This is a genomic window from Hymenobacter negativus (assembly GCF_016056375.1).
GTDB lineage: Bacteria > Bacteroidota > Bacteroidia > Cytophagales > Hymenobacteraceae > Hymenobacter > Hymenobacter negativus_A.
In genome coordinates, this window is record NZ_JAEDAE010000010.1 from 158,531 (window position 1) to 180,332 (window position 21,802).

Below are 21,802 nucleotides of genomic sequence, written 5' to 3' on the forward strand. Positions count from 1 at the left end.
CCCGCTAAAAGATTATCGGGCTGGCACAAAGGTACGACGGCGGACGAAGTGCGGTTGTTGCGCTCGATGGAATTCGGGACTTGGTCGGGGTTAGACGTTTGATAATCTAGTTTTCTGCCAGAAAGGTGTTTGCAATGAGGACCTTTGCGTAATGCGCAGGCGCCGGATAGCGATATAGCCGCCAAACAACTTGCCCCACAAACAACAAATATGCCGGGAGGATGCAACCCCCGGCCCCGATTACGGCACTTTGGCCGTTATGAATTGTATGAAACGAACCTTACCGGCTTCGGCCGTAGTGCTTACCGCCCTACTGGGCATCAATCAATTAGCCGCTGCGCAGCAAGGCCCGCCCACAGGTGCGCGGCCGGCTGCGGCCGCGCCGCGCGCGGCAACTGGTCGCGTGAGCGGCACCGTAACCGATGCCACGACCGGCAAGCCGGTATCTTACGCCACGGTGGCGGTGCTGGACGCGGCCGGCAATCCCGTGAATGGCGGCGTGGCCGGCGACGATGGCAAGTTTGTGCTGGCCGGCATTCCGGCCGGGACCTACACGGTTCAAATCAGCTTTCTGGGCTATAAAAACGAGGACCGCGCCGGCGTGGTAGTGCCCGCGGGCGGAGTCATTGCGTTGGGCACCGTAGCGCTGGGCACTTCGGCCCAAAAGCTGGGCGAAGTTGTGGTAACTGGCCAGAAGGCCATCATCGAGGAGCGGGTGGACCGCACGGTGTACAACGCCGAAAACGACCAGACTGCCCGCGGCGGCGATGCCACCGACGTGCTCAAGCGCGTGCCGCTGCTGAGCGTGGACCTGGACGGCAACGTAAGCCTGCGCGGCTCCAGCAACATCAAAGTCCTCATCAACAACAAGCCGTCGACTATTGCGGCCAATAGCATTGCCGACGCGCTGAAGCAGATTCCGGCCGACCAGATTAAGACCGTGGAGGTCATCACCTCGCCCTCGGCCAAGTACGACGCCGAAGGCTCGGGGGGTATTATTAACATCGTCACTAAGCAGAACAACCTGCGCGGGGCCACGCTGGGCATCGACGCCAGCGTCGGCACCCGCAGCAGCAACCTGAGCCTGAACGGTAGCCTGCGCACCGGCAAAATGGGCTTCTCGCTGGGCGGCTTCGGCCGGGCGCAGTACAACGTACCCGGCGAGTTTTCGAACACTCAGGTGACGCGCAACATTGCCGACGGCTCGGCCACGACCACGCTGCAATCGGCGGATACGCGTCTGCAACAGATTTTCGGGCGCTACACGCTGGGCTGGGACTACGACATCAACAAGTTTAACTCCATCCAGGCGTCGGTGGCCTACGGCACCCGCAACGGCCAGAACTACCAGGACGGCCTGCTGCGCACCAGCTACGCCGGCGCTTTCGCCACCGGCACGCCCCGGAGCACCGACCAGCGCGACACTTACTCGAAAGACCTGTCGGGCACCGTGGATGCCAGCCTGAACTACACGCACAGCTTCGAGAAGCCGCAGCATGAAATCAGCCTGCTGACGCTATTCAGCCGCAACGACCGCACCAACAGCTTCACCAACACCATTCTGAGCACCTCCGATGCAACCAGCCTGGCCCGCCGCATCGTGAACGACAACCCGAGCTACAATGAGGAATACACGGTGCAGCTCGACTACCAGAACCCCATCAGCAAAACCCAGATTCTGGAGATGGGCGTGAAGAACATTCTGCGCCGCGTGAATTCGGACTACAGCACGACCTCCTACGGGGCCGATGGCGCGGTGGTGCCATCGGTAGGGCTGTCGTCGAGCAACGTGTTTACTTACCGCCAGAACGTGACGGCTGCCTACGCGGCCTACACCTTAGGCCTGCCTAAGGGCTTCACCCTAAAGCCGGGCTTACGCTACGAGTATACGACCATTAAGGCCGATTTTGCCCAAACCGACACGGCCAAAACCAACATTCCCAACTACGACGTGTTGGTGCCCAGCGTGAACTTCTCGCGCAAGCTATCGAATGGCAACGTGCTGAAACTGGCGTATAATAAGCGCATCCAGCGTCCGTCATTGCAGTTCCTGAACCCTAACCGCAATGCCCAGAACCCGAAGAACATCAGCTACGGCAACCCCAATCTGGACCCCGAATACACCAACAACTACGAGCTGGGCTACAGCACCGCCTACAAGCGCCTAAACCTAAATTTCAGCGCCTTCATGCGCAACACCACGGGCTCCATCGAGGCCCTGCGCACGGTGGAGGGTGCTGATATCGTGACGACCACCTACGACAACATCGGCAAGCAGGATGCCTACGGCGGCAGCGTATTCGCCAACATCAACAACGGCAAGCTCAGCCTGAACGCAGGCACCGATTTCTACTACGTGAAGCTCACCAACAACGTGCCCGACGCCCGCTTCAACGCCGCCAATGAAGGCTTTGTGATGAGCGGCCGGGTGTTTGGCTCCTACAATTTCACGCCGATATGGGGCCTGCAGGCCTTCGCCTTCTACCGCGGCAACCAAGTGCAATTGCAGGGCAGCCAGAGCGGCTTCGGCGTGTACAGCCTCAGCGTGAAGCGTGATTTTGCCGAGAAGCGCGGCAGCATCGGCTTCGGGGCTGAGAACTTCTTCACGCCCAGCATCACCATCCGCAACACCGTGGTGTCGCCGCTCATCGACCAGAGTAGCCGCAACGTGCTGCACAACATGAGCTTTAAGGTGAACATCAGCTACCGCATTGGCAAACTGTCGGTGGCCCCGCCCACCCGCCGCGGCAAGAGCATCAACAACGACGACCTGAAAGGCGGCGGCGAAGGCGGCGGCGACATGGGCGGTGGCGGCGGCGCTCCCGGCGGGGGCGGTGGTGCCCCTGGCGGCGGCGCACGCCCCGCGGGTGCGCCAGCAGGCGCAGCCCGCCCCGGTGGTTACCCTGGCGGCGCTCCCGGCATGGCTCCGGCCGGCGCAGGTGCCCGCCCGGGCGTCTACCCCGGCCAGGGCCAGCAGCGCACCGCGCCGGCCGACAGCACTTCCGGCAAGCCGGCGGCTGACAGCACGGGCCGCCCCCTGCCCGGCCAGCGCCCCGGTGGTTATCCCGGCCTGCGCCCCGCCACGGCTCAACCAGCCGACACGACCAAGCGCCAAGCCCCGGTTGGTAACCCTGTGAACGCGCCGGCCAACGCGCCTTCGCCCGGTACCAGCACGCCCAACGGCACGGTGCCGGCTGGCAGCCCCGGCGGCCGCCCCTAGCCTAACAGCTTAGGCCACCTCTGAAAAACGTCATGCTGAGCTTGTCCCGGCATGACGTTTTTCATATCACCTTAATCCTATTTTAATCAGTCGCCCGCCCGCTACCGCCTACTTTTGCCGGGCTGCTTTATTTCCTTCGATGACCGATAAATCCCTCGCTCCCCTGCCCGAAGACGACGCGCATTTTCTGCAGCGCTTGCAGCCCTCGCGGCTCATTCTGCCCGTCGTGATTGGCCTGAGCGTGGTGGGATTCATGTTCTGGCGCAGCTACAAGCCCGGCGACCTTGCCCCCCTAGCGCATGCCCGCTGGGAGTGGCTGCTGATTACGCTGGGTGTGCTGCTGGCCCGCGATTTCGGCTACATCTACCGCATCCGGCACATTGCCGAGCGCGAGCTCAACTACCGCCAGAGCCTCGACGTGATTATGATTTGGGAGTTTGCCTCCTGCGTGCTTCCCTCGGCGGTGGGCGGTACGGCGGTGGCTTCCTTTATACTGAACAAAGAAGGCATTCCACTGGGCAAGTCGCTGGCATACATCATGGTTACGGCCCTGATGGACAACCTGTATTACGTCATCATGGTACCGCTGGTGGTGCTCATTGCCGGGGCGGGCTTGTATCCACACGAGGCCATGCAGGGCGCGTTCATCGCCACGTTGCGCATTGCATTTGTCATTAGCTATGTAGCCGTGACGGCTTACGCGGGGCTGATGCTCTATGCCATTTTCATTAATCCGAAATCGGTGCGGCGGCTGCTGGTGCGGCTGTTTTCGTTCCGGCTGCTGCGGCGCTGGCAGCGCTCGGCCTACAAGCACGGCCAGGGCATGATGGATGCGTCCATCCAGCTGCGCGGCAACCCGGCCATCTACTGGTGGCGGGCGGCGGCCAGCACGTTCTTCGTCTGGACGGCCCGCTACCTCGTCATCGGCTGCCTCATCGCCGCCTTCGTACCGATGGATGCCGATACCTTCCTGTTCATCTTCGCCCGCAACCTCACCTACAAGGTGCTGCTGCTGCTGGCCATCACGCCCGGCGGTGCGGGCATTGTGGAGGGCGCGTTTCCCACATTTTTTGGCAAGTTCATTGGCACGGCTACGCTCACCAGCTTCATGGTTTTACTCTACCGCGTGGTGACCTACTACCTGTATCTGGTGCTGGGCACTATTTTCCTGCCGCGCTGGGTGGCGCGGGTTTTTGCGAAACGGCCAGCAAAGCTGACGTAGCATTCTTAAAAAGAACGTCATGCTGCGGCTGCGCTCAGCATGACGTTCAGACTTTCGGACTACTTCCGAAACCGCTTCAAACCTTACTTCCCCGCTGTGGGGCGCTGGTATGTTCGCCAGAATTCAGGGTGAGGCTTGGCTTTAAACAGCTGGTATATTTCGCCGTCAGCCAGGCGCGGGTCGAGCGTGGGGTCAGGCGGCAGCGGTGGGGTGACGGCGGGCTGGGGCGTGAAAAACGCCTCGCACACTATCTGGTGGTGATGCGGGGCCTTTCCCAGCACGCGCCCGGCGCTCACGGCGTGGGCCACGCTATGCGCCACGTGGTAGCGCCCGTTGGCCCCGCGCTCGTACTCCACAAAATGGTCGGTGCGGTCATCGGAATAAATGGTGTTGTAGAGCGGCGCAATGCGGTCGTGGCGGCCGGCGTGCTGCCGGGCTATGGCATTCATCGTCAGCGTATCGTGTTCCCACAGGGCCTGGTAGCGCCGCAAGGCGTAGTCGCGCTGCTGTACATAGAAGCGGCCCGATAGCCGGCCCGTGAGGTAGGTGCCCGTGCTGCGGTGGTTGGCGCGCCTGGCCACGAAGCTCAGCACGTACACGGTTTCGTCATCCTGCTGCTGCACACTATCAAGGTGCAGCGTGAACTTGCGCCAGGTGCCGGGCTTGAACAGCGGCACTGTGCGCACCGGGTCGGCCGCCGCTGTGTAGAAGCCCTGCCCGCCGGCGCTCAGGTCGAACCAGCCCAGCGGCTTTTGGGGCTTGGTGAGTACCTGCGCTTCCCGCACGCGGTGCTTCTCACGCGGCCCCAGGCCCAAAAAGCCGCCGGTGAAATTGCGGTAGCCGGCCGGCTCAAATACCTGACTCACGTACTCCGCCTCGTACCGCAGCGTATCGAAATTGCTGAGGCGGCGGTGGGTGTACACTTCGGCCACGTAGTCGGCCTGCTCGTAGTTTTTGGGCAAAGCGGCCAGCACTTTTTTCATGATTTTGCGCGGGTCCAGGCTTTCGCCGCGCACCTGCACGCCCGCCAGCTCGTAGGCCGCCGGAGCCAGGCGCACCGTCAGGGGCGCGGCGCTGGCAGCCACGGTGGCCGTGGCGTAGCCCACGCTGCTCACTTGGATTTCGCTACCCGCCGGCAAAGCAAAGCGTCCCTGCGCATCGGCCACCGTGCCCATACCTTTGGCGGATATCGAAACCGACGCGTATGGCACCGGCTGGCCGGTCTTTTGGTCCCGCACCACGCCGCGCACGGTGGCGGTGCCCGCCGCTGCGCGCACCTCGCGCGGCCGGCCTGCGGGGTTCAGGGCAGTGGGCACCGGGCGGGCTAAGGCACTGTCGGTCGGGGTTGCCGAAGCAGCCGCTATCATGGTTGGAGCGCCATGTGGTGGGTTCACGCTCCGCAGAAACAGGAAGCCGTCCACGGCCTCGCTCCACGGGCCGGCCAGCGGCTGGTAGTCGAAAGCGTAGGTGGTGAGGCGCTGGCCGGGCGCGTCGTGTTTCAGGCTCACGAAGGCATAGTCGGCGGGCTGGGCCAGCAGTTCGGCTTCGAGCGAGCCAGCGGCGGGCGCGGGCACCGCCTTGTAGCCCAGGGCCGGAAACCCATGGGTGCCGCCGCCGGCCAACGTGCCCAGAATGTACACCTGGTCGGGGCCGAGGCCCTCTTTCACGGCGCGGCCCATGGGCCGATAGGTCTGGATTTCGGCGTTCTCGAAGTGGTCGGTGCGGTTGGCCAGGTGCGGTAGCGCCGCCCAGCACACCACTTTTTCCTGCGGGTGCTGGCGCAGGTACCACAGCAGGTTGTCGGCCATCTGGGCATCGCGCGGGTTGCTGTCCACGGCCACAAACTGCTCTTCCAGCTTGGCATTGGCGTCGTGGGCGGCATAGTCGCGGGCCTGGGCCAGGAGGCTGCGCAGGTTCTGCTGCCAGAAGGTGGCTTCGGCGCGGCGCTTGGGGTCGGGGCTGGCGGCAGCTTTGTCAATCAGGCGCGTTGCTTTGGCCATTTCCTTCTCAAAATCGGCCAGCTTGGTGGTGGGCAGAAACGCAAACTGCTCGGCCATGAAGCTGATGACTTCGTCGAGGTAGTCATAATTGGGCAAAGCTCCCGCCTTTTGCGGAGCCAGAAACGCTTCCAGGTCGTCCACCAAGTCGCCGCTGTAGCCCTCGCTCATCAACTGCGGGTCGAAGCCGGCCACGCGCAGCTTGCCAGCCCCCAGCAGCGGCAGCACGCTTTGGAATTCCTGCGTGCTGGTCCACACCGGAAACACGCTGTTGCCAATGACCTCCGGCACCGGCCGCCCGGCTTCCAGCGCCTGCTGGGCCTTGTGCAAGTCATAAAATCCGCTCTCAAACGCCACTGTGGTAAAGCCCATCTGCTCGCGCAAGAACCGCATGAGCCGGATTTTGGCTTCAAACACGTTGCCTTCGCCGTGGGTGGGCTCGCCCAGCATCACCACCCGCGCCGGGCCAATCTCGGCCTTGAGAAATTCCAGGTCCCGAAAGTCCGCGTCCGTTGGGGCAATGCTGCGCACCGCGTGGGTGGGCAGGGGCATCGGAGCCTGGGCGTGGGCCCACGCCGTCGCAAATAGCAGCGCCCCAGTCAGGGCACTAGCCGCAAAGTCAAAACGCATCGGTAGCAGATAATGGTGGAACAGCCGCATGATGCGACCGGTAAGGAGGTTGCAAGTTACCCGCGTTCCGCTGCCGCCAACGGCTGCTGCCAAAATTCAACTCACAAAAAAGCCCCGAACCAGCTTGGTCCGGGGCTTTCCAATCGATTGACTTTCGAAAGAACTATTCGGCTTCGAGCATTAGTGCGGCGCCATCAGCCGATTTCAACGTGAGCTTCTTGTCGGTGAGGGTTTCTACGGCGAAGGTGTTGCTGGTGGTGGCACCATCGGGGGTCAGGGTGATGGTTTTGCCGGTCTGGTCGAACGTATATTTGCCCGACACTGCGCCGCTGGCGCCGGTCATGTTGTAGGTGCCGTTGGCGAAAATGCGCAGCTCTTCCTGCTTCTGGGCATCGGTTTGTTTCACTTTATCGCCAGCGGTGTCGGTTTCCTTGGCGGTTTTCCACACCTTGCTATCGGTGCCGTACAGCATGTTCACGCCTTCTACCTTGCCTTTGTCGTTGCTGCACGAAGCGGCAAACAGCGACACAAGCAGCAGCAGGCTGGCGAGGTAACGGAACGAAAAAAGGGACTGGAGTTTCATGTGCACAAAGGGTAATGGTGAAAGAATGAAAACATGACGCACGGGGCGCAGACTCGTCGGCTTACGATGCAGACGCAAAAGAGTTTAGCGTGTAACCCCGGCCGTACTTGCCCGTATAGCATCCCGGTCGGCCCGCTCGCAAGCGTTTCCGGCAGAATTTATCTCTCCATTTAACTTCACCGAAACCATGGGACTCTTCGATTTCATCAGCGACAAAGGCGAGCAAAAGCCCGTAGAGCCCGCGGCTAAGCCGGCGGCTGGCGGCACCGATTTTTTTGGCAACGCCAAACCAGAAGCGGCCGGCGACACGTATACCGTTGTTAGCGGCGATTCCCTCTCCAAAATAGCCAAGCACCACTACGGCGACGCCGCCAAGTGGCACCAGATATACGACGCCAACAAGGCGCTCATCGGCGACAACCCTGACCACATTGAAGTGGGGCAGGTGTTGACCCTACCTAGTCTCTAGGTACTTTTTTGCAGAAAAAAGGTGAGAAAAGCCACTCTGTTTCAGGGTGGCTTTTTTGCGTTTGGTGAGGTTGAAACCTGAGGTTGTTACCACGCGCAAAATCTGTCATCCTGAGCGCAGCGAAGGACCTTATCGCGGCTGAACGGAAGTAGTTACCCGAACGTGATAAGGTCCTTCGCTGCGCTCAGGATGACAGGTGCTTTACTCATTGCCAAAAAAATATTTTTCGCCTCACCGCTTGCCATTCTCAAAAATCCTCTTCTACCTTTGTATTACCAACCCGGTACTCCCCGCTAACGGTGGGCAGTTTTTAAGTTTTATACAGAAGTGGCGAGAGACTAGGCTCCCTGACCCACTGGCAACCTTCGCTCAACGAAAGGTGCCAATTCCTACCCACCCGCAGCTTTGGCTGCGCTGGGACAGATGAATCGAGTGCCATGGAAAATTCTTCAAATTCTGCTTTTTATTTCCCGACTGCTCCGGCTGCGTCGCGCGCTGTGGTGTCGGGTTTCTTTGTTTCGGCCGCTGGTGGCCGGCATGTAGCCGCCCTCACTTCGCATCGAATGCGAATGTGCTGTTGCCGCCCGTGTTGTTGCTAAGCTGATTCCAGCTTAGAACCCCTCCCCCAACTCTTCTGGTTTTTTTGGTGGCCCCGTGGGTCTGCCGCATGCCCTTTCGGGGCTGCGCGGTGGGTTTGGGCCACACCGGCAGCACGGGCTATTTCGGGGAGTTCCGGCGCTAAAAAGGGCTTTTGTAAGGCCGCAGCGCACTTTTTCCAATTGTCATTTCGGTTTTTCAAAACGTCAAAACCTCCCCCATCATGTCTGTTCAGCCCCAACACTTCGAAACCCTCCAACTCCACGCCGGCCAGCAGCCCGACCCCACCACCGGGGCCCGCGCCGTGCCGCTGTTCCAAACCACCAGCTACGTGTTCAAGAGCGCCGAGCACGGTGCCAATCTGTTTGCCTTGAAGGAGTTCGGCAACATTTACACCCGCCTGATGAACCCCACCACCGACGTGTTTGAGCAGCGCGTGGCAGCCCTCGAAGGTGGCGTGGCGGCCCTGGCCACCGGCTCGGGCCAGGCGGCTCAGTTCATTGCCCTCAACAACATCCTGCAGGCCGGCGACAACTTCGTGAGCACGGCTTACCTCTACGGCGGCACCTACAACCAGTTCAAGGTGGCTTTCAAGCGTTTGGGGATTGAGGTGCGCTTCGCGGACGGTGACAACCCGGCTTCGTTTGAAGAGCATATCGACGAGAAGACCAAGGCCATTTACCTCGAAACCATTGGCAACCCCAGCTTCAGTATTCCTGATTTTGAGGCCATTGCGGCCATCGCAAAGAAGCACGACTTGCCGCTGATTGTGGACAACACGTTTGGGGCGGGCGGCTACCTGTTCCGGCCACTGGAGCACGGTGCCAACATCGTGGTGGAGTCGGCCACGAAGTGGATTGGCGGGCACGGCACGAGCGTGGGCGGTGTGATTGTGGACGGCGGCACCTACGACTTCGGCAACGGTAAATTCCCGCAGTTTACCGAACCCAGCGAGGGCTACCATGGCCTGATTTTCAACGACGTATTTGGCAAGGGTGGGCCGTTTGGCAACATCGCTTTCATCATCCGGGCGCGGGTAGAAGGGCTGCGCGACTTTGGGCCGGCCATCAGCCCGTTCAATTCCTGGCAGCTGCTCATCGGCCTCGAAACCCTGAGCCTGCGCGTGGACCGCACCGTGGAAAACGCCCTCAAAATTGCCACCTGGCTCGAGGAGCACCCGCAGGTGGAAAGCGTGAATTACCCCGGCCTGCCCAGCAGCCCGTACTACGCCATCGCCAACAAGTACCTGAAGCGCGGCTTCGGCGGCGTACTCTCGTTCCGGGTGAAAGGCACCAAGGAAACGGCCACGCAATTCATTGATAACCTGAAACTCATCAGCCACCTAGCCAACGTGGGCGACGCCAAGACGCTCATCATCCAGCCCTCGGCCACCACGCACCAGCAGCTAAGCGAGGAGGAGCAATTGGCAGCCGGCGTCACGCCGACGTCGCTGCGTCTCTCGGTGGGCATCGAGCATTTCGACGACATCAAGGCTGATTTGCAGGCGGCGTTTGATGCCATCGGCAACACGGCCAGCCTGCCGACCGAAGGCGAGGAAGTGGGCGAGCCCGAACTGGAGCACGCCCAACCACTGGAAGCCTAGTTATTGGTGGTTAGTGGTGAGCGGTTAATGGTCAATGGCAATCCGTCACTAACCGCTCGACACTAACTGCTATTAAAGTATTGCCGCCAGCGGGCCACCCCTGGCGGGTCGGTGCCAGTCTCGCTGGCGGCCAGGTTTTATCGCAGCTTTAGAATCAGTGCATCGGCCCGGGCCTCTTCCGTGATGGGAGGAGATATGGGAGTGAGAAACTATTGCGCCGGGCCGGTTCGCTGGTTCTGAAGCTGTGCTAGTGTATTGCATTATGCCAACCCAAGTATTTGAATTACCTGACCTGAAGCTGGAAAGCGGCGAAACTCTGACCGGGGCGCACGTGGCCTACCAGACCTGGGGCCAGCTCAACGAAGACCGCGACAACGTGGTGTGGGTGTGCCATGCCCTCACGGCCAACGCCGACGTGCTGGCCTGGTGGCCGGGCCTGGTGGGCCCGGGCTGCTACTACGACCCGGCCGACTGGTTTATCGTGTGCGCCAACGTGCTGGGCTCGTGCTATGGCAGCACCGGGCCGCTGGATGCCGACCCGGCCACCGGGCAGGCCCGCTTCCAGCACTTCCCGCTGCTGAGCATCCGGGACCTGGTGCGGGCGCACGAGCTGCTGCGCCAGGAACTGGAGCTGACGGACATCAACACGCTGATTGGCGGCTCATTGGGCGGGCAGCAGGCGCTGGAGTGGGCCGTGCAGCGGCCCGACTTGTTCGACCATCTGGTGGTGATTGCCACCAACGCCCGGCATTCGGCCTGGGGCATTGCCTTCAATGAGGCGCAGCGGCTGGCCATTGCGGCCGACCCGACCTACGCCGCCGGCCAGCCCGGCGGGGGCGACGAGGGCCTGCGGGCCGCCCGCGCCATTGCCCTGCTCAGCTACCGCAGCTACTCGGCCTACGGCGAGACCCAGACCGACCCCGACGACGATGACCTGCTGCGTGAGCACCGTGCCAGCACCTACCAGCGCTACCAGGGCGACAAGCTGGTGTCTCGCTTCGATGCCTACAGCTATGTGGCCTTAAGCCGGAGCATGGACACCCACCACCTGGGCCGCAACCGGGGCGGGGTGCCGGCGGCGCTGGCTCGCATTGGAGCGCGCACGCTGGTGCTGGGCATCACGTCCGACGTGCTATTTCCGCTGGCGGAGCAGCGCGAGCTGGCGGCCCATATTCCGGGGGCGATGTACGGCGAGCTGGACTCGCGCTACGGGCATGACGGCTTTTTGCTGGAGACGGCGGCCATCACCCACTTTCTGGAGCTGTTCTACGCGCCTACGTTTGTGCACTAGATTACAGAATGCCTTATTAGGGTATTTGAAGCCACTTTTCATATGTGCTCATTAGCACAAGCATCCCGGCGATAGTACAAGCATCCAGTTGGCAGTACAACGCTAATCTCAAAGGCACAAAACGCCGATGGCGGGTACAAACAACTTGCCTGTTCGGAGTTCCTTCCAGCTAGCCGAAACACCTTTTCCATGAATCATTCTGAACACCCTTTGCGGCTAGGCCTGATTGGCTTTGGCTGCGTGGGCCAGGGCTTCTACGACATTATCGAGCAGCAGCCGGGCCTGGGCCTGGCTGTCGCCCGCATTGCGGTAAAAAGCCCAAACAAGCCGCGCACGCTTCCCCCCGATCGCTTCACCTACCACGCCGACGACCTGCTGCACGACCCCACGCTGGACGTGCTGGTGGAAGTAATCGACGACGCGGCCGAGGCGTTCCGGCTGGTAAGTACCGCCCTGCGCCAGGGCCGCCGCGTGGTGACGGCCAACAAGGCCATGCTGGCCCGCCACCTGCCGGAGCTGGTGCAGCTTGAGCAGGAGTTCGGCGGCACACTGCTGTATGAGGCGGCCGTGTGCGGCAGCATTCCCGTGGTGCGGACCCTGGACAGCTACTTCAGCCACGAGCCGCTGCGGGCGGTGCGGGGCATTTTCAACGGCTCGTCCAACTACGTGCTCACGCGCATGAGCGAGGCGGGCTCCGACTATGCCACGGCGCTGGCCGAGGCGCAGGTGCAGGGCTTCGCTGAAACCGACCCGTTGCTGGACATGGGCGCGTTCGACCCGCGCTCGAAGGCGGTGATACTGGCAGCCCACGCCTACGGAGCATTTCTGAACCCGGACGAGGTGCTGAACCTGGGCATTGAGGCCGTGGGCGCGGCCGATATTGCCTACGCCGCCGCGCGGGGCCAGAAGGTGAAGGTGGTGGCCAGCGTGGAGCGCCTGCCCAATGGCCGGGTGGCCGCCCTGGTGACGCCGCAGCTGCTGGGGCCGGAGTCGCCGCTCTATGCCGTGGAGCAGGAGTTCAACGGAATAATCATCGACGCCGAATACGCGGGGGCCCAGTTCCTGGCCGGGCGCGGGGCCGGCGGGCACCCCACCGGCTCGGCGGTGCTGGCCGATGTACTGGCGCTGCGCAGGGGCCACCGCTACGGCTACGCCAGGCGTGCCGCCGCGCCCGCTGCTCAGCTCACGGAAGGCCTGGAGCTGGACGCCTACGTGAGCCACCCCGACGCGGGCGTACTGCGCGAGGTGCTGACCTGGCTGGAGCTGCCCCCCGACGCCCTGCATCCCGACAGCGCCCACCCCTACGCCACCGGCCCCGTGGCCCTGCAGCAGCTCTGGGCCTGGCGCAAGGAGCTGCGGGCCGCCGGCATCTTCGTGGCGCGGCGGGGCGCGGTGCGGACGGTGGCCGACGCGGTGCCGGCCCACGCCGAAGTGGCGGCCGTGGCTTAGCCGCCCCATACGCAGGAGGCCCCGGAACGCCAGCGCGGTTCCGGAGCCTCCTAGTGTTTTGGCAGGAAAGCCGGGCCCTACCGGAACTCGATGCGCACGGCCGGCTGACCGGGGAGCTTCAGGGTATAGACGCCCCCTTTGAGGGTGCCGCGCGGCACGCTGAGGGTGCGGGAGGTGGGCTGGATGAGGCGCACCACGCGGCCCGCCGCGTCCAGCAGCTGGGCCTCGGCAGCAGTAGTCCAGGCGGTGGGCAGCTCGATGCGAATGGCGTCGTCGGCGGGGTTGGGGTAGGCCAGGGCGGCGGGCGCGGCGGTGGCCGGGGCCTGGGCGGCCGTCACTACCAGGCCGGGCAGGGCCAGCACGGGCCGCAGAAAGTCGCGGATGGTGCGGAAGGTAGTATCGGCGTAGGCGGCGTTGCTTTCGAAGGGAATGTGGCCCGCGCCACGCAGGGGGCGCAGCGTGTTGCGGATGCCCAACGCAGTGGCGCGGGGGTTCAGCCGGCCGCTGCCGTACACGTACTTGGGCGGCAGCAGCGAGCCCACCCGCCCCTGCAGGTAGGGCACGGTGGCATCGGCGGTGCCGTGCACGCTCAGCAGGGGGGCGTTGCCGGCCTCGATGTAGTTGGGGGTTTCGGTGGCCCCGCTCAGGTTGAGCACGGCCTGGGGCAGGCTGCTGTAGCCGGGATTGCCGCTCACGCCCTCCACGCCGCCCAGGGCGGCAATGCCCACGTAGGCGGGCACCTCCGCGGCTTTGTCGAGGTAGCCGACTTCGAGCGCCGCGAAGGCACCGGCCGAGGAGCCGCCCACAATGACGTAGCTGGGGTTGACCCGATACGTATTGGTAGTGGCCGCGTCCTTGCGGAAGAAGCGCACGGCGGCGCGCAGGTCCTGCATGCCCCGAATGGCCGACTTGGCGATGTTGACGGTGTCGAAGCCCCCGCCGAGCACGATGCTGAAGTCCAGCAGCCGGTAGTCGATGCTGGCCGTGACGTAGCCGAGCCGGGCAAATTTCGTGCACACGTCCACCATGTAAGCATCGGTCTTGGAGCCCGATATGAAGCCGCCCTGGTGGGCAAAAATGATGACCGGCCGCCGGGCCAGCGCATCGCCGGTGGGCTGATAGATGTCCATGGTCAGCGTCTGATTGCTGCCCACGGAGTTCACGGCCGCGCCGTAGGTCACGTTGGATGTCACGGTGACGTTGGCAAATACCGGGCGGTAGTAGCGCCCGCCGGTGGTGTCGATGACCGCCTGGGCGCTGGCGGCCTGGGCGGCCGTGAGCAGCAGGGCCACGAGGAAGAGGAAAAGTGTTTTCATCACGAAAGCATTTAAAGAATGAGCCGGATAAGCAACGCCCCTCCGATTTCGGTATCAACGCCGGATAGCCGGCCAGAGTTGGAGGAGCCGCCAGCGGCGGACTGGTTCCGAAGATACGACCTGCGTTATTTGCAGCCGCTTAGCCCCGCTATTTTATGTCGATTTCCTTCCCCCCTGCCCTGCACGCCGGCCAGCGCGTCGCCATCGTCAGCCCCGCCCGCAAGATTTCGGCCGCCGAGCTGGCCCCCGCCACTGCCACCCTCGAAAGCTGGGGCCTGGAAGTGGTGCTGGGCGAAAGCATTGCCGGCGACCACCACCAGTTTGCCGGTCCCGACGACCTGCGCCGCGCCGACTTCCAGCAGCAGCTCGACGACCCTGGCATCCGGGCCATCCTGTGCGCGCGGGGCGGCTACGGCACCGCCCGCATCGTGGACGGGCTGGATTTTGCCCGCTTCCGGGCCGCGCCCAAGTGGGTGGCCGGCTTCTCCGACGTGACGGTGCTGAATTCGCACCTGCTGGCGCTGGGCTACGCCAGCATCCACGGCGTGATGCCGGTGCTGTTTCATCAGGCCGGCGGCGAGCTGGCGCTGGAAACCCTGCGGCGGGCCTTGTTTGGCGAAGCTTTTCAGCCCATTGAAGCCGCGCCCCATCCGCTCAACCGGCCGGGCACGGCCACCGGCGCGCTGGTGGGCGGCAACCTGAGTTTGCTCCAGACCATTACGGGCACGGCCTCGCAGGCGGGCTTCGCGGGCCGCATCCTGTTTCTGGAAGACCTCGACGAGTACCTTTACCACATCGATAGGATGATGCTGCACCTGCACCGCAGCGGGCAACTGGCCGGGCTGGCCGGGCTGGTGGTGGGCCACTTCTCCCAGATGCGCGACAACGCCATTCCCTTCGGCGTGTCGGCCGTGCAAATCATCGACCGCTACGCGCAGATGTACGACTTCCCGGTGGCCTACGGCTTCCCGGTAGGCCACGAGGCCGACAACCTGGCCCTGGTGGTGGGCCAGACCGTGACGCTGACGGTGAGGAACGAAGGGGGATGGCTGACGGCCTGATGGTTCCCACCCCGCCCCTACGTTGTTCCGTTGGCCACGCGCCCCCGGCGCAACTTGTCGCTACGCTATTGCTCTCTACCCGAACGGCCACCCAGGCCGTGGCCGCCGATGCCACCACCGACACTTCCGAAGCCGAGGCCTAGGTCGATGCCCGGGTGGCCGCCCTCTACGGCCTCACGCCCGCCGAGGCGGCCCAGGTGAGCGGGGGGGCTAGCCCCACGCCCCAGGGGACGCCGGCAGCGCCGCTGCCCCGGCGTGGCCCCGGCACCACGGCCCCGGCGGCGGCCCCGCCGCCATCGTCCCGATGCCGCGTGCCGGGCGTAGCTTGCGTCATTTTCTATCCGCTTTTCCCGCGCTTTATGACCCCTCGCTACTCCCTTGCCCCCGCCCTGCTCGGCATGGCCGCCGCGCTGGCCCCCGCCGGTGGCACCCACGCGCAAGCCCCCACGCTGGTGGCCGTGAGCCCGGCCGCCAACGCGGTGGCCGCGCCCCGCACGGCCCCGCTGGTGGTCACGGCCAGCCAGCCGCTCACGGCGGCTTCGGCGGGCGCGCTTCGGGTATTCAGCGGCCAGCGCGGGGGGCTGCGCACCCGCCCGGCCACCCCGGCGCAAGCCACGGGTTCCACCCTGAGCTTTGCCCCCACCGCCTACCCTTACCTGCCGGGCGAGACGGTGCAGTACACCGTGACCACGGCCGCCGCCGGCAGCGGCGGGGCGCTGGCCCGGCCCCGCGTGGGCCAGTTCACCACGGCGGTGGGGGGCTCCGGGCGCGGCTACTTCCAGGCTGGCGCCGACCTGGTGGTGGGCAGCTCGACGTATGACGTGGGCCTGGCCGACGTGGACAACGACGGCGACCTCGACCTACTGGTCGTCGATGCCAACAGCCGCAGCGTGCAAATTCGGCTGAACGACGGCTCGGGCAACTTCAGCGGCAGCCAAAGCGTGGCGGCCGGCTACAGCGCCTACAGCGTGACCCCCGGCGACGTGGACGGCGACGGCGACCTCGACCTGCTCGTGGCCAACTTCGGCGGCAACTCGCTCAGCGTGTGCCTCAACAATGGCGGCGGCAACTTCAGCCCCGGCCAGCAGGTGCCCGTGCCCGCCGGCTCGCTGGGGGCGACCCTGGCCGACGTGGACGGCGACGGCGACCTCGACCTGCTGTCGTCGAGCCCGTACACGTCCACCGTGCACGTCCGGGTAAACAACGGCCAGGGCACCTTCACGGGCACGCAGGACGTGCCGGTGGGCGGCCAGAACAACGGCATGGCCACCGGCGACGTGGACGGCGACGGCGACGTGGACTTTGCCGTGGCCAACAAGTTCAGCAACACCGTGAGCGTGCGCCTCAACGACGGCAGCGGCCTCTTTGGCGGCACGCAGGACGTGGCCGTGGGCACCCGCCCCAACAGCGTGGCCCTGGCCGATGTGGACAACGACGGCGACCTCGACTTACTGGCCACCACCGAATACGGCGGCACGAGCGTGCGCCTGAACAACGGCAGCGGCCTTTTCGGCGGCACCCAGAACGTGGCCCTGGCCGATGGGGGCTGGAAGATGGCCATGGCCGACGTGGACGCCGACGGCGACCTCGACCTGGTTGCCACCGGCAGCCGCTATCCCAACCTCGGCGCCATCAGCGTGCAGCTCAACGACGGCACGGGGGTGTTTTCGGGCCTCCGCACCCTGCCCTTTGGCAGCCTAGTCTACGGCGTGGCCGCCGGCGACCTGGACGGCGACGGCGACCTAGACCTGGTGACCGCCAACTACGACAATGCCAGCACCGTGAGTGTGCGCTTCAATCAGGCGCAGCCGCTGGCCACCGCGGGTGCCGCCGCGTCCCTGCCGGCCCTCGCGGCTTTTCCAAACCCGACCACCGGCCGCACCGCGCTGGCCCTGCCCCCCGCCGCCACCTCGGCCGAAGTGCTCGACGGACTGGGCCGCGTGCTACGCACGGTGCCCGCCCGGGCCGGCTCCGCCACCCTGGACGTGGCCGGCTTGGCCCCCGGCCTGTACCTGGTGCGCGCCGCCGGGCAGGTGGCCCGCCTGGTGGTGGAGTAGCACGGCGTGGTGGTGACGGTGCTCGACGCGCTGGGCCGCCCGGTGGTTTCGGCCCGGGCCGACGCGGCCGGCACGGCGGCGCTGGCGCTGCCGACCGGCACTCCGGCGGGCGCGTGCGTGGTGTGCGCCGGCTCCCGCGCCGTGCGCCTCCCGGTGGAGTAGGCGCTGCTCAATTACGCATAAGGGCAGGCCAATGGCCTGCCCTTATTTCGTCCGCCGGGCCGCCGCACCGCTAAACCGTAGCCGGGCCAACCCAACACGCCCGTAGCACGTTAGGCACTGCATTCCCTGCCATGCCCGACTCCGTAATCTTCTCCCAGCCCTACGGCCGCGTCCTCGTAGATGCCGCCGTGCCGTGCGTCATCACGCAATGGCTCACCTTCGCCAACCGCGCCGATTTCATTGCCCTGCAGGAGGCGGCCCTGGTGTACTTTGAGGCGCACTCCACGCCTGCCGCACCCTGGGGCTGGGTGGGCGACATCCGCCGCATGGGGGCCATTCCGGCCGAGGTGCAGGAGTGGCTGTCCACTGAGTTCAACGCCCGGGCCGTGGCCGCCGGCCTGCGCGAAGTGAGCATCGTGGAAGCCGAAAACGTGTTTGGCCAGCTGGCCGCCCAGCGCTACGCCCATAATACCGCGCACGCCACCCCCGTCACCGGGCTGGCCACGGCTCTCTACCCCACCCTGGCCCGGGCCAAGAATGGGGCCCGGCGGGCCCTGGCCGCCCGCTAGGCCCGCCCCCACGCCCGCCCCGGAAACGCCAGCGCCGCCGCGTTGCAGGCGGCGGAGTCTTCGCGCGGGGCGTAGTGCGACAGGCCGGGTAAGAGGCGCCCCTGTCCGTGCGGCCGGCCGCTGGCAATGAGCCGGGGGTGGGCGTCCTGGCTTTAAGTTTGGACTAGGCCAGGGCAGGCAGGCGGAGCAACAGCCGCCGCACGAAGGCCAACAGACGCGTCAACGGCAGGAAAGGACGGCTGGGGGGAGCCCCCTTGATACACCAAACGGCCGCCGGATTGCCCCGGCGGCCGTTTGGAGTGCTGGTCTTGCTCCGGCTGTCATTCCGACTCAGGAGGAATCTGAACAAAGCCGCCAGACGGGCTTCCCAGATTCCTCCTGCGTCGGAATGACCATTCTTTACTTAGTCCACGTACAGCGTTTGCAGCATCGTCTGGCCCACCGCCTTCATCGTGTTGCGGTCGATGATGGCCATGTTGTCGGTGGTGGCGTGGTGGTAGGCGGGGAAGTAGTCGGTGGGCGAGTTGTAGTGGTAGATATCAATGGTGGGGATGCCGGCCCGGTTGGTGTACACGTGGTCGTCGGTGATGCCGCCGGTGTCTTCGTAGCGGAAGTAGTCGGAGTAGCCCAGCTGCGAGGCCACGCCCCATATTTTATCGAGGGCGGCGCGGGCGTTGGTGCGCGACGTTTCTTCGCGGGTAAACTTGCCGTTTCTGGCGCCCACCATGTCGAGCAGCACGCCATACTCGGCCTTGTAGTTGGCGGGCAGCATATGAGTGGCCCAATACTGCGAGCCCAGGCACCACGAATCGGTGCCGCTGCCGGCCAGCTGGTCCTTGAGGTCGGCCTGGGTGGTGTCGTCGTGGCCCCAGTCCTCGGCATCGAAGAAAATGAAGTCGACGCCCACGTTGGGGGCCAGCTTCTCGGGCTGCTGCGAAAGCACGCGGGCCATTTCCAGGGCCACGGCCACGGCGCTGGCCCCGTCGGAGGCGCCGTCCATGGGGGCGTTTTTCTTCACCTTGTCGTTGTCGGCAAAGGGGCGGGTGTCCCAGTGGCCGAAGATGGCCACGCGCCGCGCCGCCTGCGGCTGGTACTGGGCAATGATGTTGCGGGCGTGGATGTTGGTGCCGTCAAACGTCATGGCCTCGAAGGGCTGCTCCATCACCTTCAGGCCGTAGCTTTTAAGCTTGGCCACCAGCCAGTCGCCGGTGGCGCGGTGCGCCTTGGAGTTGGGCACGCGCGGCCCGAATGCCACCTGCTTCGCCGTAAAAGCGTAGGCCGAATCGGCGTTGAAGACGGGGGCTTTGGGCAGCTTAGCCTCGGCCGGGGCGCTGGTGTCGGCGGTTTCGGTGGGCTTTTTATCGGGGCAGCCGGTGAGGAACAGGAGGCCGGCCAGGGCGGCCAGGGCGGCCAGGGGAAGGCAAAGGGTGCGGAAGTTCATATTCTTTACTGTCATCCTGAGCGCAGCGAAGGACCTTATCGCGCCAGAAGGCATTTGATTACTTACTCAACTTGTTGCGAGCGTGATGAGGTCCTTCGCTGCGCTCAGGATGACAATAGAAAGTTGGTTATTCCTCGCTATACGCCCACTCCACGCCGGCCTTGGTGTCTTTTATCACGATGCCCTGGCTTTTGAGGGCGGCCCGGATGGTGTCGACCTTGTCGTAAGCCTTCTCAGCCTTGGCCTCGGTGTAGAACTCCAGGGTGAGTTTGAGCAGCTCCTCGGCGTTGGCGCGGGGCTCGTCCTGCAAGCCCAGGATGTCGCTCACCACGGCGCGGTAGGCGTCCACGGCCTCCGTCAGGGCAGCCGAGGACACGGTGGCCATCGTGGCCGTGGTAGCGGCCAGCGTATTGAACTTGCGCAGCAGGTTGAACAGGCTGGCAATGGCGCGGGCGGTGTTCAGGTCGTCGTTCAGGCCCACGAACACGTCGGCCACCAGCTTGCGCAGCTCCGCGTCGCCGGCAGCGGTGTCCGGCTGGCGGCCTTCGGCCAGGGGCGCCACCGTGCGGTCGCGGATTACGTCCGACGAGAAGCTGTCGGCCGTGAGGCGGTCGAGCAGGCGCAGGCCGTTCATCAGCTTGCGGTAGCCTTTGCGGGCGGCTTGTAGGGCGTCGTCGCTCACGTCCACGGGCGAGCGGTAGTGGGCCTGCAGCAGGAAGAAGCGCACCACCATGGGCGAGTAGCCGAAGGCCAGCGGCCCGGTTGGCCCCTTGAACATGTCGCCGAGCAGCACGAAGTTGCCCAGGCTTTTGCTCATCTTGGTGCCGTTAACGGTTATCATGTTGTTGTGCACCCAGAAGCGGGCTTCGTCGGTGTGCGAATGGCTGCCCTGGCTCTGCGCAATTTCGCACTCGTGGTGCGGAAACATCAGGTCGAGGCCGCCGCCGTGGATGTCGGACAGGTCGCCGAGGTACTTGCGGCTCATGGCCGAGCACTCCAGGTGCCAGCCGGGGAAGCCTTCGCCCCAGGGCGAGGGCCAGCGCATGATGTGCTCGGGCGAAGCCTTCTTCCAGAGGGCGAAGTCCAGCGGGCTGCGCTTCTCGCTCTGGCCCTCCAGGCCGGCGCGGGAGTTGGCCATCTGGTCTTCGATGCTGCGGTTGGAGAGCTTGCCGTAGCGCTTGCCTTCCTCGTCGTACTTCGGCACGTCGAAATACACCGAGCCGTTGACTTCATAAGCCAAGCCGTTGCCGATGATTTCCTCAATCACCTGAATCTGCTCGATGATGTGGCCGCTGGCCTGGGGCTCGATGTCGGGCGGCAGGCAGCCCAGGCTCAGCATGTGCTGGCGGTAGCGGTTGGTGAAGTGCTGGGCCACCTGCATGGGCTCGATGCGGGCGGCGCGGGCGGCCTTCTCCATCTTGTCCTCGCCGGTGTCGGCGTCGCTTTCGAGGTGGCCCACGTCGGTGATGTTGCGCACGTAGCGCACCTGATACTGTAAGTGGCGCAGGTAGCGCGTGAGCACGTCGAACACCACGGGGCCGCGGGCATTGCCGAGGTGGGCTTCGCTATACACGGTGGGTCCGCACAAGTACACGCCCACCTGGGGCGGGTGCACGGGCTGGAATTCTTCTTTCTTGCGGGTAAGCGTGTTGTAGAGGCTAAGCGACATGGTGCAAAGGTAGCGGGCCGGGCGACGTGCGCCGGCTGGCAGGCCACAACAAAACATTAGGGCCTTTTGCTCAATTCACCGGGATGTTTTCTGCAAAAGCTGTAGTTGCAGTAGGGGCGGGGCTTATCCCCGCCCGGTCGTTTAACGGCGCGAATGACCGAGCGGGGACAAGTCCCGCCCCTACCGCAGCCGGTACAGGGCTTCGACGGGGAAATGGTCGCTCCACTTGATTTCGCGATGCACCTTGCACGCCAGCACCTGCCACTGCTTGCTGGCAAATTGCTGGTCGATGCGCAGGCCGGGCAGCTTGCCATTATACGTGGCCCCAATGCCCAGGCCCACGGTGGCCCAGGCGTTCTGCAAGTGGTCGGCCAGCTGGTCGTAGACGTAGGAATAGGGCAGGTCGTTGGTGTCGCCGGCCAGCAGCACGGGGTAGGGCGAGCGGGCTACGCGGGCCAGCAGAGTG

Annotated in this window: 17 protein-coding genes and 1 riboswitch; of the genes, 10 read left to right on the forward strand and 7 right to left on the reverse strand. The window is 64.6% G+C overall.

Annotation, left to right across the window (positions count from 1 at the left end; translation table 11 throughout):
• The first annotated feature begins 268 nt into the window (after positions 1 to 268).
• Both I7X13_RS18475 and I7X13_RS18480 read left to right on the forward strand, forming a co-directional pair.
• On the forward strand, positions 269 to 3,220 hold the full coding sequence (locus I7X13_RS18475; protein ID WP_198076610.1) for a TonB-dependent receptor domain-containing protein: 2,952 nt from the start codon (positions 269 to 271) through the stop codon (positions 3,218 to 3,220).
• Between the two features lie 139 nt (positions 3,221 to 3,359).
• Positions 3,360 to 4,442, forward strand: coding sequence for a lysylphosphatidylglycerol synthase transmembrane domain-containing protein (locus tag I7X13_RS18480; protein WP_198076611.1), 1,083 nt, complete (start codon positions 3,360 to 3,362; stop codon positions 4,440 to 4,442).
• An 83-nt stretch (positions 4,443 to 4,525) separates the two neighbouring features.
• Here I7X13_RS18480 and I7X13_RS18485 read toward each other — a convergent pair whose 3' ends face one another.
• Entirely contained in the window at positions 4,526 to 7,069 is a 2,544-nt protein-coding gene (locus I7X13_RS18485; RefSeq protein ID WP_198076612.1) for an erythromycin esterase family protein, read from the reverse strand.
• A gap of 163 nt (positions 7,070 to 7,232) precedes the next feature.
• A complete protein-coding gene (locus tag I7X13_RS18490) occupies positions 7,233 to 7,652 on the reverse strand; it encodes a hypothetical protein (RefSeq protein WP_198076613.1) in 420 nt (139 codons plus the stop codon).
• Positions 7,653 to 7,839: 187 nt separating this feature from the next.
• Between I7X13_RS18490 and I7X13_RS18495 the strand changes: the two genes are divergently transcribed.
• The 4 genes from I7X13_RS18495 (at position 7,840) to I7X13_RS18510 (ending at position 13,061) form a co-directional block, all read left to right on the forward strand.
• Positions 7,840 to 8,121, forward strand: a complete 282-nt coding sequence (locus I7X13_RS18495) for a LysM peptidoglycan-binding domain-containing protein (RefSeq protein WP_198069735.1) — start codon at positions 7,840 to 7,842, stop codon at positions 8,119 to 8,121.
• A gap of 314 nt (positions 8,122 to 8,435) precedes the next feature.
• A riboswitch (SAM riboswitch) is annotated at positions 8,436 to 8,551 on the forward strand.
• Positions 8,552 to 8,941: 390 nt separating this feature from the next.
• Positions 8,942 to 10,321 (forward strand): O-acetylhomoserine aminocarboxypropyltransferase/cysteine synthase family protein, encoded by a 1,380-nt coding sequence (locus I7X13_RS18500; RefSeq protein ID WP_198076614.1) that lies wholly within the window; start codon positions 8,942 to 8,944, stop codon positions 10,319 to 10,321.
• Positions 10,322 to 10,583: 262 nt separating this feature from the next.
• Positions 10,584 to 11,612 carry a homoserine O-acetyltransferase family protein gene (locus I7X13_RS18505; protein ID WP_198069733.1) on the forward strand — a complete coding sequence of 343 codons (1,029 nt, stop codon included), beginning with the start codon at positions 10,584 to 10,586 and terminating at the stop codon, positions 11,610 to 11,612.
• A 189-nt stretch (positions 11,613 to 11,801) separates the two neighbouring features.
• On the forward strand, positions 11,802 to 13,061 hold the full coding sequence (locus I7X13_RS18510) for a homoserine dehydrogenase (RefSeq protein WP_198076615.1): 1,260 nt from the start codon (positions 11,802 to 11,804) through the stop codon (positions 13,059 to 13,061).
• A gap of 77 nt (positions 13,062 to 13,138) precedes the next feature.
• On the opposite strand, the gene I7X13_RS18515 is transcribed toward I7X13_RS18510, so the two are convergent.
• The gene (locus I7X13_RS18515) at positions 13,139 to 14,377 is read right to left on the reverse strand and encodes an alpha/beta hydrolase (protein ID WP_198076616.1); all 1,239 of its coding nucleotides are present in this window, start codon (positions 14,375 to 14,377) and stop codon (positions 13,139 to 13,141) included.
• Positions 14,378 to 14,532: 155 nt separating this feature from the next.
• On the opposite strand from I7X13_RS18515, the gene I7X13_RS18520 reads away from it, so the two are divergent.
• On the forward strand, positions 14,533 to 15,438 hold the full coding sequence (locus I7X13_RS18520; RefSeq protein ID WP_198076617.1) for a S66 peptidase family protein: 906 nt from the start codon (positions 14,533 to 14,535) through the stop codon (positions 15,436 to 15,438).
• Positions 15,438 to 15,581: a hypothetical protein gene (locus I7X13_RS18525; protein ID WP_198069729.1), complete on the forward strand. Its 144-nt coding sequence runs from the start codon at positions 15,438 to 15,440 to the stop codon at positions 15,579 to 15,581. Before I7X13_RS18520 ends, I7X13_RS18525 begins: the two co-directional genes overlap by 1 nt.
• 23 nt (positions 15,582 to 15,604) lie before the next feature.
• Here I7X13_RS18525 and I7X13_RS18530 read toward each other — a convergent pair whose 3' ends face one another.
• The gene (locus I7X13_RS18530; RefSeq protein WP_198069728.1) at positions 15,605 to 15,772 is read right to left on the reverse strand and encodes a hypothetical protein; all 168 of its coding nucleotides are present in this window, start codon (positions 15,770 to 15,772) and stop codon (positions 15,605 to 15,607) included.
• A 25-nt stretch (positions 15,773 to 15,797) separates the two neighbouring features.
• Between I7X13_RS18530 and I7X13_RS18535 the strand changes: the two genes are divergently transcribed.
• Positions 15,798 to 17,495 (forward strand): FG-GAP-like repeat-containing protein, encoded by a 1,698-nt coding sequence (locus tag I7X13_RS18535; RefSeq protein ID WP_198069727.1) that lies wholly within the window; start codon positions 15,798 to 15,800, stop codon positions 17,493 to 17,495.
• A gap of 293 nt (positions 17,496 to 17,788) precedes the next feature.
• The gene (locus tag I7X13_RS18540; RefSeq protein ID WP_198076618.1) at positions 17,789 to 18,226 is read left to right on the forward strand and encodes a hypothetical protein; all 438 of its coding nucleotides are present in this window, start codon (positions 17,789 to 17,791) and stop codon (positions 18,224 to 18,226) included.
• Between the two features lie 403 nt (positions 18,227 to 18,629).
• Here I7X13_RS18540 and I7X13_RS18545 read toward each other — a convergent pair whose 3' ends face one another.
• The 3 genes from I7X13_RS18545 to I7X13_RS18555 all read right to left on the reverse strand — a co-directional run.
• Positions 18,630 to 19,682, reverse strand: a complete 1,053-nt coding sequence (locus I7X13_RS18545) for a M28 family peptidase (RefSeq protein ID WP_233454847.1) — start codon at positions 19,680 to 19,682, stop codon at positions 18,630 to 18,632.
• A gap of 112 nt (positions 19,683 to 19,794) precedes the next feature.
• Positions 19,795 to 21,336 carry a cysteine--tRNA ligase gene (gene cysS, locus I7X13_RS18550; RefSeq protein ID WP_198076619.1) on the reverse strand — a complete coding sequence of 514 codons (1,542 nt, stop codon included), beginning with the start codon at positions 21,334 to 21,336 and terminating at the stop codon, positions 19,795 to 19,797.
• A 180-nt stretch (positions 21,337 to 21,516) separates the two neighbouring features.
• Positions 21,517 to 21,802: endonuclease/exonuclease/phosphatase family protein (locus I7X13_RS18555; RefSeq protein WP_198076620.1), on the reverse strand; the 286-nt coding region annotated here is incomplete at its 5' end.

What these genes read in the sequence shown, in the direction of transcription:
- I7X13_RS18475 (WP_198076610.1), top strand. Translation starts at nt 269, where the DNA reads ATGAAACGAACCTTACCGGCTTCGGCCGTAGTGCTTACCGCCCTACTG.
- I7X13_RS18480 (WP_198076611.1), top strand. Translation starts at nt 3,360, where the DNA reads ATGACCGATAAATCCCTCGCTCCCCTGCCCGAAGACGACGCGCATTTT.
- I7X13_RS18485 (WP_198076612.1), bottom strand. Translation starts at nt 7,069, where the DNA reads ATGCGTTTTGACTTTGCGGCTAGTGCCCTGACTGGGGCGCTGCTATTT.
- I7X13_RS18490 (WP_198076613.1), bottom strand. Translation starts at nt 7,652, where the DNA reads ATGAAACTCCAGTCCCTTTTTTCGTTCCGTTACCTCGCCAGCCTGCTG.
- I7X13_RS18495 (WP_198069735.1), top strand. Translation starts at nt 7,840, where the DNA reads ATGGGACTCTTCGATTTCATCAGCGACAAAGGCGAGCAAAAGCCCGTA.
- I7X13_RS18500 (WP_198076614.1), top strand. Translation starts at nt 8,942, where the DNA reads ATGTCTGTTCAGCCCCAACACTTCGAAACCCTCCAACTCCACGCCGGC.
- I7X13_RS18505 (WP_198069733.1), top strand. Translation starts at nt 10,584, where the DNA reads ATGCCAACCCAAGTATTTGAATTACCTGACCTGAAGCTGGAAAGCGGC.
- I7X13_RS18510 (WP_198076615.1), top strand. Translation starts at nt 11,802, where the DNA reads ATGAATCATTCTGAACACCCTTTGCGGCTAGGCCTGATTGGCTTTGGC.
- I7X13_RS18515 (WP_198076616.1), bottom strand. Translation starts at nt 14,377, where the DNA reads ATGAAAACACTTTTCCTCTTCCTCGTGGCCCTGCTGCTCACGGCCGCC.
- I7X13_RS18520 (WP_198076617.1), top strand. Translation starts at nt 14,533, where the DNA reads ATGTCGATTTCCTTCCCCCCTGCCCTGCACGCCGGCCAGCGCGTCGCC.
- I7X13_RS18525 (WP_198069729.1), top strand. Translation starts at nt 15,438, where the DNA reads ATGGTTCCCACCCCGCCCCTACGTTGTTCCGTTGGCCACGCGCCCCCG.
- I7X13_RS18530 (WP_198069728.1), bottom strand. Translation starts at nt 15,772, where the DNA reads ATGACGCAAGCTACGCCCGGCACGCGGCATCGGGACGATGGCGGCGGG.
- I7X13_RS18535 (WP_198069727.1), top strand. Translation starts at nt 15,798, where the DNA reads ATGACCCCTCGCTACTCCCTTGCCCCCGCCCTGCTCGGCATGGCCGCC.
- I7X13_RS18540 (WP_198076618.1), top strand. Translation starts at nt 17,789, where the DNA reads ATGCCCGACTCCGTAATCTTCTCCCAGCCCTACGGCCGCGTCCTCGTA.
- I7X13_RS18545 (WP_233454847.1), bottom strand. Translation starts at nt 19,682, where the DNA reads ATGACAGTAAAGAATATGAACTTCCGCACCCTTTGCCTTCCCCTGGCC.
- cysS (WP_198076619.1), bottom strand. Translation starts at nt 21,336, where the DNA reads ATGTCGCTTAGCCTCTACAACACGCTTACCCGCAAGAAAGAAGAATTC.